Source organism: Acidithiobacillus thiooxidans ATCC 19377 (assembly GCF_009662475.1).
Taxonomy (GTDB): Bacteria; Pseudomonadota; Gammaproteobacteria; order Acidithiobacillales; family Acidithiobacillaceae; genus Acidithiobacillus; species Acidithiobacillus thiooxidans.
This window is the reverse complement of the sequence record NZ_CP045571.1, coordinates 1,062,954-1,079,318: the sequence shown is the minus strand read 5'-3', so window position 1 is coordinate 1,079,318 and position 16,365 is coordinate 1,062,954. Positions and strand designations below refer to the sequence as shown.

The 16,365-nt window shown below is 53.6% G+C and carries 15 protein-coding genes; 14 read left to right on the top strand and 1 reads right to left on the bottom strand.

From position 1 onward, the window contains the following. The first annotated feature begins 56 nt into the window (after window positions 1-56). From GCD22_RS05625 to GCD22_RS05565, 13 genes are all read left to right on the top strand, one after another. Window positions 57-1,004, top strand: coding sequence for a glycosyltransferase family 2 protein (locus GCD22_RS05625; RefSeq protein ID WP_024892653.1), 948 nt, complete (start codon window positions 57-59; stop codon window positions 1,002-1,004). After that, entirely contained in the window at window positions 997-1,677 is a 681-nt protein-coding gene (locus GCD22_RS05620; protein WP_153940484.1) for a hypothetical protein, read from the top strand. Before GCD22_RS05625 ends, GCD22_RS05620 begins: the two co-directional genes overlap by 8 nt. Before the next feature lie 37 nt (window positions 1,678-1,714). Further along, a complete protein-coding gene (locus GCD22_RS05615; protein ID WP_153940414.1) occupies window positions 1,715-2,764 on the top strand; it encodes an IS5-like element ISCARN8 family transposase in 1,050 nt (349 codons plus the stop codon). 194 nt (window positions 2,765-2,958) lie between these two features. Then, window positions 2,959-3,948, top strand: a complete 990-nt coding sequence (locus GCD22_RS05610) for a hypothetical protein (protein WP_153940483.1) — start codon at window positions 2,959-2,961, stop codon at window positions 3,946-3,948. A 262-nt stretch (window positions 3,949-4,210) separates the two neighbouring features. Then, window positions 4,211-5,695 (top strand): polynucleotide adenylyltransferase PcnB, encoded by a 1,485-nt coding sequence (gene pcnB, locus GCD22_RS05605; RefSeq protein ID WP_031575037.1) that lies wholly within the window; start codon window positions 4,211-4,213, stop codon window positions 5,693-5,695. A gap of 24 nt (window positions 5,696-5,719) precedes the next feature. Continuing rightward, on the top strand, window positions 5,720-7,024 hold the full coding sequence (locus tag GCD22_RS05600) for a CCA tRNA nucleotidyltransferase (protein ID WP_065974667.1): 1,305 nt from the start codon (window positions 5,720-5,722) through the stop codon (window positions 7,022-7,024). Next, on the top strand, window positions 6,982-7,551 hold the full coding sequence (gene folK, locus GCD22_RS05595) for a 2-amino-4-hydroxy-6-hydroxymethyldihydropteridine diphosphokinase (protein ID WP_051690739.1): 570 nt from the start codon (window positions 6,982-6,984) through the stop codon (window positions 7,549-7,551). Before GCD22_RS05600 ends, folK begins: the two co-directional genes overlap by 43 nt. Then, window positions 7,548-8,147 (top strand): deoxynucleoside kinase, encoded by a 600-nt coding sequence (locus GCD22_RS05590; protein WP_031575029.1) that lies wholly within the window; start codon window positions 7,548-7,550, stop codon window positions 8,145-8,147. The genes folK and GCD22_RS05590 overlap by 4 nt, the downstream gene beginning before the upstream one ends. A gap of 8 nt (window positions 8,148-8,155) precedes the next feature. Continuing rightward, on the top strand, window positions 8,156-8,941 hold the full coding sequence (panB, locus tag GCD22_RS05585) for a 3-methyl-2-oxobutanoate hydroxymethyltransferase (RefSeq protein ID WP_031575026.1): 786 nt from the start codon (window positions 8,156-8,158) through the stop codon (window positions 8,939-8,941). 1 nt (window position 8,942) lies between these two features. Then, window positions 8,943-9,782 carry a pantoate--beta-alanine ligase gene (gene panC, locus GCD22_RS05580; protein ID WP_031575022.1) on the top strand — a complete coding sequence of 280 codons (840 nt, stop codon included), beginning with the start codon at window positions 8,943-8,945 and terminating at the stop codon, window positions 9,780-9,782. After that, a complete protein-coding gene (locus GCD22_RS05575; protein WP_031575020.1) occupies window positions 9,779-13,612 on the top strand; it encodes a DUF3683 domain-containing protein in 3,834 nt (1,277 codons plus the stop codon). The genes panC and GCD22_RS05575 overlap by 4 nt, the downstream gene beginning before the upstream one ends. Further along, a complete protein-coding gene (locus tag GCD22_RS05570; protein WP_031575017.1) occupies window positions 13,609-14,016 on the top strand; it encodes a Smr/MutS family protein in 408 nt (135 codons plus the stop codon). Before GCD22_RS05575 ends, GCD22_RS05570 begins: the two co-directional genes overlap by 4 nt. A 5-nt stretch (window positions 14,017-14,021) precedes the next feature. Beyond that, window positions 14,022-14,663 carry a class II aldolase/adducin family protein gene (locus GCD22_RS05565; protein WP_031575014.1) on the top strand — a complete coding sequence of 214 codons (642 nt, stop codon included), beginning with the start codon at window positions 14,022-14,024 and terminating at the stop codon, window positions 14,661-14,663. Here the strand turns inward: GCD22_RS05565 and GCD22_RS05560 are convergent. After that, complete coding sequence (locus tag GCD22_RS05560) at window positions 14,636-15,298, bottom strand: putative quorum-sensing-regulated virulence factor (RefSeq protein WP_024892642.1); 663 nt, start codon at window positions 15,296-15,298, stop codon at window positions 14,636-14,638. The two genes, GCD22_RS05565 and GCD22_RS05560, sit on opposite strands and share 28 nt — an antisense overlap. 222 nt (window positions 15,299-15,520) lie before the next feature. On the opposite strand from GCD22_RS05560, the gene GCD22_RS05555 reads away from it, so the two are divergent. Further along, complete coding sequence (locus GCD22_RS05555; RefSeq protein ID WP_010640069.1) at window positions 15,521-16,216, top strand: Bax inhibitor-1/YccA family protein; 696 nt, start codon at window positions 15,521-15,523, stop codon at window positions 16,214-16,216. The last annotated feature ends 149 nt before the right edge of the window (window positions 16,217-16,365 follow it).

Here is a 16,365-nt window from a genome sequence, read left to right as displayed (position 1 = left end):
CTGCTAACTTTCGCAATTAACGCCGCAGGCTACCTATATCATAACGAAAACATGCAATGACCGTTTCCATCATCGTTCCCTGCCATAATGAATCGGGCAACCTGAAAATCCTTCATGAGCGGGTGAGGGGCATCATGGATGCCTGTGGTGAACCTTGGGAAATGGTCTGTGTGAACGATGGCAGCACCGATGACACCCTCCTGCAGCTGATCGCCCTGCACCAGCACGACCCTCGGATTCAGGTCATAGATTTGTCCCGCAACTTTGGGAAAGAAGCCGCTTTAACGGCTGGTCTGGACGCTGCCCAGGGCGATGCCGCCATTCCCCTGGATGCAGACCTGCAGGACCCTCCAGAGCTCATCCCTGAACTGATTGCCCAATGGCACGATGGTTATGATGTGGTCAACGCCGTACGTCTCTCCCGGGAGGGAGAGTCCTGGCTCAAACGCGCTTCAGCCCACTTTTTCTACCGGGCGATCAACCGGATGAGCGTCGTAGATATTCCCGCTGATACGGGTGACTTCCGGCTTTTGTCGCGTCCGGTACTGGATGCCTTGCAAAGCCTTCCAGAACGCCGACGCTTCATGAAAGGACTGTTTGCCTGGGTGGGTTTCCGCAGCACCAATGTTTACTACCATCGTGCGCCCCGACATAGCGGCAAAACCACCTGGAATTACTGGAAACTATGGAATTTTGCCGTTGAAGGCATTACTTCATTCAGCCAGGTGCCACTACAATTAGCGGCTTATCTGGGTTTTATCGTCTCCGGCCTGGCTTTCCTTTATGCCTTGTGGCTGATTATCAGCACCCTGGTTTATGGAAACCCTGTCAAGGGATATCCTTCCATGATGGTCACCCTGCTGTTTTTAGGCGGAGTGCAATTGATGGCGCTTGGTGTCATTGGTGAATATCTTGGAAGGATTTACGAAGAAAGCAAGCATCGCCCAGTTTATTTAATCAGGAAGGCTTGGAGCAGAAATATGGACAAAAATAAAAATGATTAAACGTTGGGTAATCTGGGGACTGTTTGCGTTACTTTCGGTTGCTGTACTCATCAGTAGCCTGGGGACGGCGTTTCAGACGCTTCCGTTGAATCCCGACATGGCGGAGATGGCCTTGATCTATCAAGGCGTTATTCATCATGGATGGCGTTTTCCATTTACCTGGAGATTCACCCAGGACAATCAAATACTGAGCTTGCTACCGTTCACACTTATTTATTATGCCTTAGCAAGTGTATCAGGAGCCTCAATCATCATCCAGGGATGGCTTATTTTCGTTGTGAATGCCCTATTAGCTGGTTTACTCGTTAAAACGGTAACCCATTCCTGGAGGTGGGCTGCGTTGTCATGGTTACTAAGCTTATTGGCTAGTCCTATGGCCATAGGTCAGCCTGGCATCCTGGCGTATCCAGTAACACATAATAGTGTATGGGCGTTTGGTTTACTTGGCATAATAGGACTCATTCGTTATTTGAGTGATCGCCCTAACTGGGCGCTTCCATTGATCTTAATGTGTGTGGCGGTGGGCACGATTTCAGATCCTTGGTTTGAAGCCGCTTTCACGGTACCTGTCTTACTGATTGCGTGGAAAGCACCACGGTGGTTTCAGACGGACAAGACAACGCGCAGAACATTAGGGCGCCTCGAAAAACCTTCCCATTTCGGCTGTATATGATAAAATATAACCAGTTGAATATTATGGGGTATTCCGGATGACACCACGAAAGAGCGCAATCAAAACCGACCTGTTTGCAGCGGATTTCCACCAGCAGAAACTGGATCAGTTGGGTGATCCATTGCTGCGCATCGCTTCCTGCATCGACTTTCCTGCCCTGGCGGCAGAGGTTGATCGTGTGGCCCCTCGTCCGACCAGTCCCCAGGGCGGTCGCCCTCCTTATCCCACGGAAACCATGGTGCGGATATTGGTGTTAAAGCGCCTTTACAATCTTTCAGACGAGCAGATGGAGTATCAGCTGCTGGATCGCCATAGCTATCAGCGTTTTTGCGGTCTGGTGGATGCTGCACGTCTTCCGGATCGCACGACCATCTGGCACTTTGAAAACCGTATTGGCGTAGCCGGTGCCGAAGCGCTGTTCGCGGCAGTCGAGCAGCAAATCCTGCAGCACGGCTATGTGGCCCGGGGGGGCCAGATCATTGATGCCACGCTGGTACCGGCACCCAAGCAACATTTCTCCAGAGATGACAAGGAACAGATCAAAAAAAACGCTATGCCTGCCGACTGGAGCCCAGCGAAACGCCGTCAGAAAGATCTGGATGCGACCTGGACGAAGAAGCATGGCAAAAGCACCTATGGCTTCAAGCTCTCTATCGGAGTAGATCGCAAACACAAACTGATCCGCAAGCTGGTGACCGACACGGCCTCTGTCCATGACAGCCGACACTTTGAAGTCGTACTGGATGACTGGAATACCAGTGCGGAAGTGTATGCGGATAGAGGCTACCCCAGTCAGGAGCGGGAAGAACAACTCAAGGCCCAAGGCTACCGGAGTCGTATCCAACGGAAAGGCAGCCGCAACCACCCACTGTCCGAATGCCAACAGCGGCGCAACCATAAAATCGCCAAAGTGCGGGCGCGCGTAGAACATGTATTCGGCGCCATGGAGCAGATGGGCGGCAAGTGTATCCGGACCATAGGCCAGGCGCGGGCCGACTTTGCGCTGACCATGATGGCGGTTACCTACAACATCAAGCGACTGGTGTTTCTCGAAGTAGGTCCTATGAGGGCGGTGGCTTGCCCGTAATGCGGCAAATTATGGAAAAACAGCCGTAAAGAACAGCATTCGGCATCAAAACAGCAGGAAAATAACCTGAATTCTGATTTTTCAGATTATTCTTCGTTCTGAGCGCCGGTTTTTAGAGGTGCCCATTAGTAAAATCGTTAATTATAACGTACATAGCAGGACGCATTACTTACTTCGGTCTTGAGCTTTTGCACATGGTTCCAGGCCAAGGCTTGGGTATTGCCTCATTCCCAGAAATGTTTCAACACATAAAGTTACTAGCTCAGGGTGTTGGCGTACTCGTACAGTTGTATCCACTACCAAAAAACAATTATATATGGTCAATCTGGGTGATATATTTTATAAGCCTGTGTAGCATAATTATCTTTTCATGGTTATCAATAAAAAATGTCAACACAAGAACTAAAATTCTAGTTAGTTTCTCTGGTATTTCAATCGGTATTATTGTGTCAGCATTTATAATAACAAATTTCGCAGGTGGGTTATGGGCTTCTCGCTTCTTGATCAACTTATTTTACTTAATAATTGTAATTATTACATCCATAACAGCTAGTTTTTGGTTAAAAAAAGACAATAAAATAAAAATTTTATATTGGCTGACTTTACTGGGATACACCTTGCTTGCCATGCATGCAATTAACCATGCTAACTGGCGCTATAAATCCAATTGGAACGGAACGGACTCTTTATCAAGATGGCTAATTAAGCACGATTTTTATAATGGATACGGGCAATACTTCGATGTAAACTCGCCACTCCTTAATATTGTTTCAAGTGGCAAAATTACAGCACGACCACTAAGTTGCAATATGGGATACCTTATACCAAGACTTTCAAGTAGTGACGATCAGTTTTGGTTTGGTCAAAAACCACTAGCACAATATAATAAATTAGAATTTATTGCTTTCAATAAAACAAGTCAGAGATGGAATAAATGCGCAATCAAAACATTCGGCAAACCCTATCAAGTTTTATTTTATAGATCTTTAAAAATATTTATATACAATCGAAATTTATCGTCACAACTAAATAAAGGTTATCGCTCATTCCAATCGCATTGGAAACTAATTAATATCGCAAACAATAGAACAGCGATAAATAAAGTCGGAAAAACGCTGGGAGTGAATTCAGAATGGGCCCAATATACATATACATGGTTATTAAAAAATGGTATTGCCAAGTGATTTTTTTGAAGAGCGATCATATATGCTTTTTCATTTAAACATCTTCATTGATCGTTGCAGAACTTATAAAACTAAATTAATACTATAATTTATTAAAATCTTGCTCCTTCATTGTTAGCAATTTCCTTTGTAGGCGAATACAGAGTAATTTATATCTATTGGAACTTGGCCTTCGTCCTTGGACATTTCCACGCTGCTTTTCCCCGATTTTTCAGGTACACTGTCGCCCAGAATGACAGACCACCCTCGCTAGGGATCAGCCTTGGTATCTTTAAAGTCTTTTATAACCAGTCAGTTAAATATTGCAGAGACCAGTACGGACAGCTCTGCCGATGCGCCGACCCCGCTCTCCGTGCAGATTCCCGGCGCGCAGGTAACGCCGCGAGCAGAGCATAATATCTCCCGAAGGGATATTAGCGACGGCGCCTTGCAGGTGCTAAACGGCTTGCATCGGGCGGGTTTTCAGGCCTACATGGTCGGTGGGGGGGTGCGTGATCTGCTTTTGGGTCGCGAACCCAAGGATTTTGATGTGGCCACGGATGCGCTTCCGGAGCAGGTTCGTAAATTGTTTCGGCGTAATGCCCGCCTGATCGGGCGGCGCTTTATTCTGGTGCATGTGCAGTTTGGCAGCGAAATCATTGAGGTGGCGACATTCCGGGGCGGCGCCGATGGCAAAAAGAAGGAAGCCAGTGAGCGCAGTGAAAGTGGACGGATTCTGGCCGACAATGTTTACGGGTCGCTGGAAGAAGATGCCCGGCGCCGGGATTTCACGGCCAATGCCTTGTATTACAACATTGCTGATCGCGGCATTCTGGATTTCTCCACAGGCATGGAAGATTTGCGGGCTGGCCTTTTACGTATTATTGGGGATCCCGAACAACGCTATCGCGAAGATCCGGTACGCATGTTGCGGGCAGTGCGCTTTGCCGCAAAACTGGGGTTCACACTCGACGAAGCCGCTCGTGCGCCCATCAGCACCTGTCGGGACTGCTTGCAGGAAGTGCCCTCTGCGCGACTTTTTGAGGAAACCCTCAAGCTGTTTTTGAATGGCAACGCCCGTTCCAGCTTTGAATTACTCCGCCAACATGGCCTGTTCGCTGCTTTATTTCCACAAGTTGACGCCCTCCTCGATACGGACAGCGCCGAACCTGCCCGGATTTTATTACAGGGCGCCCTGGAAGGGACCGATCAGCGGGTTCACGATGGCAAATCCGTCACGCCGGCCTTCTTGTTTGCAGCCCTGTTCTGGCCGGTATTGCAACAACAAAGCCAGGTACTGGAGCAGCAAGGAAAACCTGCAGCCATTGCCTTGCAGCAGGCGGCCAGCGATATTCTCCAGGATTGCATGGGCCGGGTAGCTGTACCACGGCGCTTTTCCCTGCCCATGCGCGAAATCTGGGATCTCCAGGCGCGTTTTTTGCGCAGAGGCGGAAGACGTCCCCATGCGCTACTCGCCCATCCCCGCTTCCGTGCGGCCTTTGACTTCTTATTACTACGGATCCAAGCCGGAGAGATCGCTGCCGAATTAGGAAACTGGTGGGAACAATTTCAGACTGCCGATCATGAAGGTCGCCGCATCCTGATCGAAGCCGCCCGCTTAGAGGAAAACGGACAGGAAACGGCTCTCGGTCCGCTGCCCGCGACCCGCAGTCGCCGTCCCAAACGACGGCGTCGCCGTCATCCCCGTTCTGATTCTGTGGCTGCAAAAAATACAGCAGACACTGAAGAAGTGACAGACAACGACTGACGAGGTCGTACGTCTATCCGCCCCATGGAAGCAGACTCCGCAAATCTCCTCCCCTTGCTGGAAAAGCAGTGGGGAACTGCAAGGCTGGACCATCTGCGGCAAATTGGCCGTATTGCCCAACAACTGGGCACCCCTGCCTATCTGGTTGGTGGTGCGGTCCGTGACCTGTTTTTAAAGCGCTATGCGCCCGATCTGGATGTGGCCGTAGAAGGAGATACGCGCATGCTGGCGGAAGCCTGCAAAGCGCAGATTCATGGCGCGCACTATCAGTTTCATGCCCAGTTCGGCACGGCTATTCTGGAAGACAGCCAGGGAGTTGCTCTGGATCTTGCCCAGTGCCGACTGGAGCATTACCCCGCCCCGGCTGCCCTGCCGGAAGTTCACCCCGGAAATATTCATGCCGACCTGGCGCGCCGGGACTTCACCGTCAATGCCATGGCTATCCGGCTGGATCCCCAACATTTCGGAATCCTGCTTGATCCTTATGATGGACAGGCTGATTTACAGGCCGGTTTACTCAGAACCCTGCATTCCCGCTCGTTTCTGGATGATCCTACCCGCATATTGCGGGGATTACGCTTTGCAACACGTTTTCAGATGGATTTGGCCCCGGAATGTCATCAGCAACTCAAACAAGCCCTGCAAGCAGACATTTTTACCCAACTGAGTGGCGCAAGATTGTGGCGGGAACTCCGCTACCTGTTGGAATTGGAAGCACTACCCGTTGCATTATCCCTGCTGACTGCCTGGAAACTCTGGTTTTTGCTGCGCCCAACGCCACCCGCAAGCAACACCATGCCAACTTTGCTGCAGCGTGGTCAGGAACAGATTCAGTGGCTGAGTGCACAGTTTCCTGAGGAGCCGCTGGCCATTTTTATCCCCATGCTGACTCTCATCTGGCAGGATGTAACCCTACGCGATATTCAACACTATCTCGACCGGTGGCCGGTTCCAGACCGGAGTCAACTGCTGGCGGATCTCCGGGTCTTGCCCGGCTTGCCGGACACCCTGCTTAAGGCGAAGCGTCCCAGTCAAAAGGCAAACATCTGGCAAGGCGTCTCGGTCGCGGGCATACTGGCGGCTATGGCGATATATGCCGATAACCCAACACTGGTGGACAGCGCCCGTCTTTACTTGCAGGTACAGAGACGTCTCCCGTCGCCATTCAACGGACAGGAACTGCAAACGCTGGGGCTAAAGGCCGGACCGTCTCTGGGAAAAACATTGAAATTATTGCGGGAAGCCCAACTGGATGGCGAAATTTCGAACAAGGAAAACGCGCAACAATGGTTGATCAAACAGGGCATTCTGCCTCCGAACCCGCTGTAATTGCCTGGATCAGTATTGGCAGCAATCTTGCGCAGCCCGTGCAACAGGTGCAGAAGGCCATCCAGGCTTTGGGAGAATTGCCGGATTCAAAGCTGCTCTGGCGTTCGCATCTCTATCGCACGGAGCCGGTTGGCGGGGTCGAACAACCGGCGTTCATCAATGCGGTTGCCCGTTTGCAAACCCATTTGCCGGCCCAGGACCTGATGCAAGCCCTGCAAAATCTGGAAGCCCTGGCGGGCCGACAACGCAGTGCCGAAATATTCTGGGGTCCGCGCATTCTCGATCTGGATTTATTGAGTTATGGCTATCTGATTTCCCGTGATCCTAGCCTGCGCATACCGCATCCACGCATGAGCGAGAGAGCCTTTGTCCTGATTCCACTCGCGGAATTTGATCCTGCGCTGAACCTACCAGGATGTGGATGTATTGCCGATTATCTGCCCGCCGTTGCTGACCAGTCTGTCACGCGCCTGCCTGAATCGGCCATACCCAAGGAAACTTTACGCCAGCACAGAGCCAGCGCGTGAATCATCCGCGCATCATCAGCATTGAGGGACCCATAGGGGCCGGTAAAACGAGCTTGGCCCGTCTTCTCGCAGATCATTTTCAAGGTGAAATAATTCTTGAAAAGCCTGAAGAAAACCCCTTCCTGCCCGGATTTTATCGGCAACCCGGTGGCGAACTGGCCACTGAACTGCAGTTTTTACTTCAGCGTCAGGCGCAGTGGCAAACAGCGGCGCTGACCAATGCCTACATCATCAGTGACTACAGCGCCCGCAAAGACGAAATATTTACGCCCCTGACACTCAATGCGGCTGAATTCCAATTATTTCAGCAAATCAAAATGCAACTGCATTATCAAGCCACGCCCGCCGCTTTGCTGATTTTTCTGGATGCCCCCCTCGCCACACTCAAAGAGCGTATCCTGTCCCGGGCCAGAGCCTATGAACAAAATCTGAATGCGGATTATCTGGCCAAAGTCCAACAGGCTTATCGGCACTGGCGCAGCAACTACACCGCGCCGTGCCTGGAAATCAATACCGCAGAACTGGATTTTGTCCATGAAGAGCGGCACAATGAGAACTTGATCAAAATGGTCAAGTATCACCTGCAAGACATTTGAGGAGCACAATGCACAAGAAAATTTCCCGCTGGGTTAAAGACAAACAACAGGGCGTCAAACGGGCGCTGGTAACCGCCTACGATTACCCCACGGCGCGCTTTGCAGCGGCAGCGGGTATGCACGGTGTTCTGGTCGGAGACTCTCTGGGGATGGTCGTCTGTGGGGATCATGACACGCTCAACGTCACGCTGGAGCAGATGTGCTACCACACCCGCATGGTGCGCCGTGGCGCTGGCGGATGCCTGGTATTTGCTGATCTTCCCTTTGGTACTTATGAGAAAAGCCCGGAACAGGCCTGGGAGTCGGCGGGTGAATTACTGCGTGCCGGGGCCGATGTCATCAAACTGGAAGGCGGTGCGGAAATGGCAGCGACGGTAGCTTTCTGCACAGAACGCGGCATCAATATTTGTGCGCATATTGGCCTGACACCACAGCGCGTTCGCCAGTGGGGCAGTTTCCAGCGCCAGGGAAACACCGATGCCGAGGCTCAGCGTCTGCATCATGAAGCCGCAGCACTCAGCACAGCCGGGGCGCGCTTTGTGGTTATGGAAGCCGTCCCTGATCAAGTCGCTGCCAGAATCAGCAGAGCCATTGATGCCGTCACCATTGGCATTGGTGCGGGGCCTGACACCGACGCTCAGGTGCTGGTAGCCCATGATGTATTGGGTTTGGAGGCAGAAAGCCCACCCTTCGCACGCCGCTATCTGGAAGCCGGAAACCTGCAGCAGAAAGCCTTTGTCCAATATGTTCAGGACGTGGTCAGCGGCAATTTTCCGCCCCGACGCCCACACTGACATGCCGGTATTCAAGGATATTGCCAGCCTGCGTCAGTGGCGCCAAAGCCTGCGCGGCACCCTCGCGTTTGTCCCCACCATGGGAAACCTGCACGAAGGGCATATGGCTCTGGTCCGTCTGGCTGCCGCCCGCGCCGAACAGGTGCTGGTCAGTATTTACGTCAACCCGCTGCAGTTCGGGCCAAATGAAGATTTCGCACAGTATCCCCGCAGTCTCGACAAGGATTTACAGCAACTCCACGCAGCGGGATGCTCCACAGTTTTCACCCCGGACGATGCATTGATGTATCCGCATGGCAGAAAGGATCTTTCCATCATCATCCCGCCCCACAGCCTGACCAAAGTCCTTTGTGGGGCCAGTCGTCCGGGACATTTTGCCGGGGTCTGCACTGTAGTCAACAAACTCCTGCAAATGGTTCAGCCCGAAATTCTGATTCTTGGCGAAAAAGACTATCAGCAGCTGCGGATTGTTCAGCAAATGGTGGCCGACATGAACATGACCACACAGATTCTTCCCGGCCCTGTTCAAAGAGAAGCGGACGGGTTGGCCTACAGCTCACGCAATGCACGGCTCAGCCCTAGCGAGCGGCAAATGGCCCCTCTGTTGGCTGCTACACTGTTCGATCTGGTTCAGCGCAGCACCCCTCAGGCATCTATCGCAGAGTTGGCCCAAGCCGGTCGAGACAGTCTCGAACAGGTCGGATTTGTCGTGGATTATCTCGAATTACGGGATAGCGACACGCTACAGGCCGTGAATGTCGCCCGGCCCGGTGCGCGTTGGTTTACGGCCGCGCATCTGGGGCAGACCCGGCTCATTGACAATGTTATGATTCCCTTATGAACTCACGTCTCCGCGAAATCCCCTACAATTACACCTCTTTTTCCGATGGCGAAATTGTCTCGCGCCTGATTGGCCAGGAAGCCTGGCGTATTCTCGAAGACCTGCGCGAACAACGCGTCACCGGGCGTTCAGCGCGCATGCTTTTTGAGGTATTGGGTGATCTCTGGGTGGTGGAGCGGAATCCTTATATTCAGGATGACCTCGCCCGTGATAAGCACAGGCGCGAAGCCCTGTGGAATGCGCTGGACCATCGGCTCAACGACATCAGCGCGCGAGCCGAGGGCAATGCGCTGGTATTACGACTATTGGATAACACCCGGGAAGCCGTACGAACCTTCACCCGGCAGTTTGATGAAGATCTGCAACTGCGCAAAAAATCGGAAAAACGTCTCCTGAAAATTACGGCACGGGACAATGTCGATTTCAGCGCCTATGCGCGTATAGCCCATATCACCGATGCTTCCGACTGGCGGGTGGAAATTCCTTTTGTAGTGCTCTATCCCGCCGATGAATCCGAAGTGCAACGCATGGTAGCCGCCTGCCGCGAACTGGGTCTCGCCATCATTCCGCGCGGCGGCGGCACCGGCTATACCGGCGGCGCCATCCCGCTCCGGCGACACACTGCCGTCATCAACACCGAAAAACTGGAGCAGACCTCGGCTATTGAAATGATTACGCCGACGGGACTGAACTCCGCAGTACCCAGCATGGTCGCGGGTGCCGGCGTTGTCACCAAAGTGGTCGCCGATGCTGCCGATGCCGCTGGTCTGGTGTTCGCGGTAGATCCCACCTCCATGGATGCTTCCACCATCGGCGGCAATATCGCCATGAATGCCGGCGGCAAAAAAGCGGTACTCTGGGGTACAGCCCTGGATAATTTAATCTCCTGGCGCATGGTCACCCCCGACGGTAACTGGCTGGAAGTGGAACGTCTGAACCATAACCTCGGCAAAATTCATGATCAGCCGCAGGTGGATTTCCTGCTCAAACGCTTTGCTGCCGATGGCAAATCGCCATTGGGTGAGCCAGAAAAACTCACCCTGCCGGGCGCCAGCTTCCGCAAGCCGGGACTGGGCAAGGATGTGACCGACAAATTCCTCGGCGGACTACCGGGCATCCAGAAAGAAGGCTGCGATGGCATCATCACCTCCGGACGTTTTCTACTGCATCGCATGCCCGCCCATATCCGCACGGTTTGCCTGGAATTTTACGGGAGCGATCTGAATACCGCAGTGCCTGCTATCGTCGAAGTGAAATCCTTCGTGGAAAGCCAGAACAATGTTCTGCTGACCGGACTGGAGCATCTCGACGACCGCTATCTGAAAGCCATCAAATACAGTAACAAGGCTCCCCGCCACGAGCGCCCGAAAATGCTCCTGCTGGCCGATATTGCCAGCGATGATCCTGATGCGGCCGGAGCCACGGCGGCCGCAGTCGTGCGCATTGCCAATGCCCGGGGCGGCGAAGGCTTCGTAGCCACCACGCCCGAATCGCGACGGCGCTTCTGGGCCGACCGCAGCCGCACTGCCGCCATATCCGCCCATACCAACGCCTTCAAAATCAATGAAGACGTGGTGATTCCTCTGGAACAACTGGGTGCGTATACGCGCGCTGTGGAACGCATCAATATTGAACAGTCCATCAGCAGCAAATTGCGCAGCCTCGCGGCGTTGGAAGCCTATTTCAACGGCGACATGGCCGAAATCCGCAAAGCCAAAGATTACGAAGATTCCAGCGAAGATCAGGCCATTGTTGCCGCCAAAAGAGCGGCGGCCCTCGCCCTGATTGAGGATACCCGACAACGTTGGGAATCCCTGCTCAGGCTGCTCGATGACGACGCAGCCTTGCATCCCGAACTGCTGGACGCTCCGGCGGCTGCGGCGCTGCAGCCGGAAGAAACCCTCATTGACCTGCTCCTGCGCGGGGCTTTGCGGGTCAGCTATCGGGAGCGGGTAGGAAGGCCACTGGAGGCGCTATTTGCGGGAGATGCCTTTAATGCCCTGCGCGAACGGATCCGGGAAATTCACGCAGAGCACAAACGCGCCCGCTTGTTCGTCGCGCTGCACATGCATGCGGGTGATGGCAATATCCACACCAACATTCCGGTTTTATCCAGTAATCACCGCATGCTCCATGAGGCCGACGGCGTAGTGGACCGGATCATGGCCATCGCCCTGGAACTGGGCGGTGTCATTTCCGGCGAACACGGCATTGGCATTACTAAAATGCGCTGGCTGGAACCGGAAAAAATAGCCGCCTTCGCCCGCTACAAGGCCGAAGTGGACCCCGGTAATGTCTTCAATCCGGGCAAGCTGCTGGCAGGCTCAGGTCTGGACAACGCCTACACCCCCTCCCTGCAACTGGTGGAGCAGGAAGCCCTGCTCCTCGAAGCCAGCGAACTGGGCGAACTCAACCGCGAAATCAAGGATTGCCTGCGTTGTGGCAAGTGCAAACCGGTTTGCATGACCCACATTCCCCGGGCCAATCTGCTCTATTCGCCGCGCAACAAAATTCTGGCTACCGGCTTGCTCATTGAGGCCTTTTTGTACGAGGAACAAACCCGGCGCGGTGTTTCGCGGCAGCATTTTGAAGCGATGAATGATGTCGCCGATCACTGTACTACCTGTCACAAATGCTTGACGCCCTGTCCGGTGGATATTGATTTCGGCAAGGTTTCCATTCATATGCGCAACATTCTCCGGGCGCGTGGTGAAAAGTCCTTCAACATGGGGACCCGCCTGGCCATGAACTACCTGAATGCCACGGAACCCGGCAAGGTACACTTCATGCGTCAGGGGGTTCTGCAGACCATGTTCAAGGCCCAGGCACTGGCCCATGACATCGTCAAGCCCTTGCTGCCCAAGGGCCCGCCGCCGGCGACTACCGGCAAGGCCAGCATGCGTACGGAAGTCATTCATTTTTTACGCAAACCCCTACCCACCAAAATGGGTGCCCAGACCATGCGCCAGTTACTGGCCATTGTCGATGACAAAACCGTGCCCATTATTCGTGATAGCGCCAAAGTCACGGACGACAGTGACGCCGTGTTTTATTTTCCGGGATGCGGCAGCGAACGGCTGTTCAGCGACATTGGTCTGGCGACACTCGCCATGCTCCATCATGTCGGTGCGCAAACTGTCCTGCCACCCGGTTATCTCTGCTGCGGTTATCCCCAGACAGCGGGCGGACAGGAAGACAAAGGGCAGGAAATTTCCGTGCGTAATCAGGTGCTTTTTCACCGGGTCGCCAACACCCTCAACTATCTGGATATAAAAACGGTCATCCTCTCCTGTGGCACTTGCATGGATCAGTTGCTGCAATATCAATTCCAGCAAATATTCCCCGGTTGCCGTCTGCTGGATATTCATGAATATCTGATGGAAAAAGGGATTGCTCTGGAAGGCGTCGCGGGCGTGCAATATTTGTATCACGACCCCTGCCATAGCCCCATGAAAACCCACAAACCCCAGGCAGTTGCCAGTCGCCTGCTGGGTCAGGAAGTGCTGGAATCGGCCCGCTGCTGTGGCGAAGCCGGAACGCTGGCCAGCAGTCGTCCCGACATTGCCACTCAGTTACGCTTCCGCAAGGAAGAAGTGCTCAAAGAAGGCGTTTTCCAGCTCACCGGCAGTGACAAAGCCGTAGACAACAATGTCCGTCTTCTGACCAGTTGCCCGGCTTGTCAGCAGGGTCTGGAACGCTACCGGGAAGATACCGGTCTGGATACCGACTACATTGTCGTGGAGCTGGCCCGTAAAATTCTCGGCAGCCAGTGGCAACAGGGCTTTATTGACGCCACCCGACAGGGAGGCATTGAGAGGGTTCTGCTTTGACGCAAGGGCCGGATCCGGTTTTCAAAAGCGCAATAGATGGCGTTCTTGATCTCCATGCCTTCCGTCCCAAGGAAGTACCTGATCTGGTTCGGGAATATTTACGCAGTTGCCGCGCTGCCGGCATTACTGAAATCCGCATCATCCACGGCAAAGGTAAAGGCGTGCTCCGTGAAACCGTACATGCCTTGCTGCGCCGGGAACCCATGGTCAAAAACTTTCGTCTGGCCAATGACCGCAGCAGTTGGGGAGCCACCCTGGTAGATATTTACCCGCCGGATGTAGCCCTGCCCGAGCACCCGACCAGTCCCGGCAAAACAGTGGCCAGATTCCATGCAGCCCAATCCGGCCCGGTCACCCTCCCCGGCTGGTACCGAATCCTCCAGAAAATATTTGTCCGGCGCTAAAACTCATGAACACTGCCAACACATCCGAAGAAGGCGTCACCAAATTCCTGTTGCACTGGACGCCAGCCGCAGCTCCTGATCAGCGCGAAATTACTACCTTACAGGACTGGCGTGATGTTTTTTTTACCCGCCAGCTGATCGGTGCGGATCCACAGCGCTATGGCGGCATCGGTTTTGGTAATGTGAGTTGCCGCAGCCCGCAGGGCTTTCTGGTCAGCGCCACCCAAACCGGAGGGCTCCCGACCTTGAGCGCGCATAATTTCTGCACTGTGACAGGCTGGGATATCCAGCGCAATGAAATCCGCGCCAGGGGGCCGCAGCCGCCCTCTTCCGAAGCCCTGAGCCATGCGGCCTGTTACGCCGCCCGCTCTGACATTCATTGGGTATTTCATGTGCACAGCCCGGTACTCTGGCAGGCTGCAGCCCAACTGGGCATGGCGGCCACCCCTCTGGATGCGGAGTATGGGACCCCCGCCATGGCCGAGGCCATCAGCAGTATTATCCGCAATGCGCATCTGCCGGTGTTACTGCAAATGGCGGGGCATGAAGACGGCATCATCGCCGCTGGCAATAGTGCCGCCCAGTGCGGAGCACTACTACTGGAGGCAGTACTGCGTGCTCAACTTTCCAGTGCCTTGCGTAAATAAAAGTCCATATCGGTAAGATTATTCAGTGCCCATTTACGGTAGTCATCGGGCAAATCAATAATTTTGACGCCCTTATGCTTACCAAAAGGCATGGTCTCTGGAATACGGGCACGCTCACTAAATTCCCACAGGTCTTCCCAGGAAGAAGGACGCACCGCCAGAATCACCTTGTTGAGCAAAATCCGGCAGAATTTCACATCGGCCAGGGCGGAGTGGGCATTTTTAAGATTATCCCGCGTTTTTTTGCGGTCCTTGCTGAAATGAAACATAAGTGCCGACTGGGAGTGACTATCCACTTCCGGCCACAGTTTGCGGGTCATGGCATAAGTGCAAATGCGTTTGACATCGGGTTTACCGATCACACCCCAGTCATAATCAATACTATGCCCTACCAGATAACCCGTATCTTCCGGCAAAGTAAAAGTCCGCGCCGAAGGACAATCCAGCAGTTCTTCTTCAAGAATATGGTGTACCGCCATGGCCCCCATCTCAATGGGCTTATCCGGGCGATAACGCTGCACAAACTGTTCTTCTACTTCCAGGGTCTTGAGATCACTGACTGCCAGCCAGGCCGCTTCGATCAGATCGGGCTCCACCCGCCCCGTGGTTTCCGTGTCAAAAATCAGTGCGCGCATGCTGGCTCCATCATCAATCCGAGAAAAGAATTGCAGGGTAATGATGTGTTCAGCAATGGGCAAGTCACAAATCGCCGATAACTACCGGAACTTTTCGCCGCTGCCAGACTCTTAGCCCCGATCTGCTTTGTTGAAAGTTCAGCAGGACCATTGATTTATCGAACAGAAACCCCCATTCTTGAGATATACCCAAGCACGTTGCTTGTTTGAAGGAGTCCGTAAATGAATCAGGATCAGAACCCCTATCAGTTTCCCGACAGCATGAACCCCCAGGGAAGCCGTACTGGCACGTCCATTGGCGCATTGCTGGGGAAGACCTACGCGCTGCTGGCTGCGACTCTGGTCGTTTCGGCCATTGCTGCGGTTTATGGAATGAGCTCTCCGTTTGCCTATGAACATCCCTTCATCCTGATGATTGGCTCTTTTGCCCTGCTGTTTGCCGTGCAGTATACCGGCGCTCACCGCAGTCCTTTTGCCATACCCCTGGTTTTCCTCTTTGCCGCCGGCATGGGCATGATGATGGGACCCGCGATTGAAATGTATTTGCGGATGCCCAACGGAGCCACCGTCATTGCCGAAGCGCTGGGCACCACGGCAGCCATGTTTATCGGCCTGTCTGCTTACGCCATGACCACCCGCCGGGATTTCAGTAACATCGGTGGATTCCTCATCACCGGACTGATTCTGGCCATTGTCGTGTCTTTGCTGAATATGTTCCTGCTGCATCTGCCAGCCCTGCAACTGGCTATTGCCGGGGTTCTGGTACTGGTGTTCAGCGGTCTGATTCTGTTTGACACCCAGCGCATGGTGCGCGGCGGCATTCAGGAGCCCGTTCTGCTGGTAGTCGGCCTGTACCTGGACATCATCAACCTGTTCATGGCCCTGCTGGAAATTTTTGGCGGCGGCAACCGAAGCTGAATTCATTCGTACCACTTTCCGTCCGTCACCTGCAAGGGGTGACGGACGTAGCCGCAACTACTTGTCCTGCGCTATCCTCCGCGCAATATGAATATTGATTCGCACAGGCAACCCTCTCACCATGCGCTCCACTGAACCAAGCGCGAAGC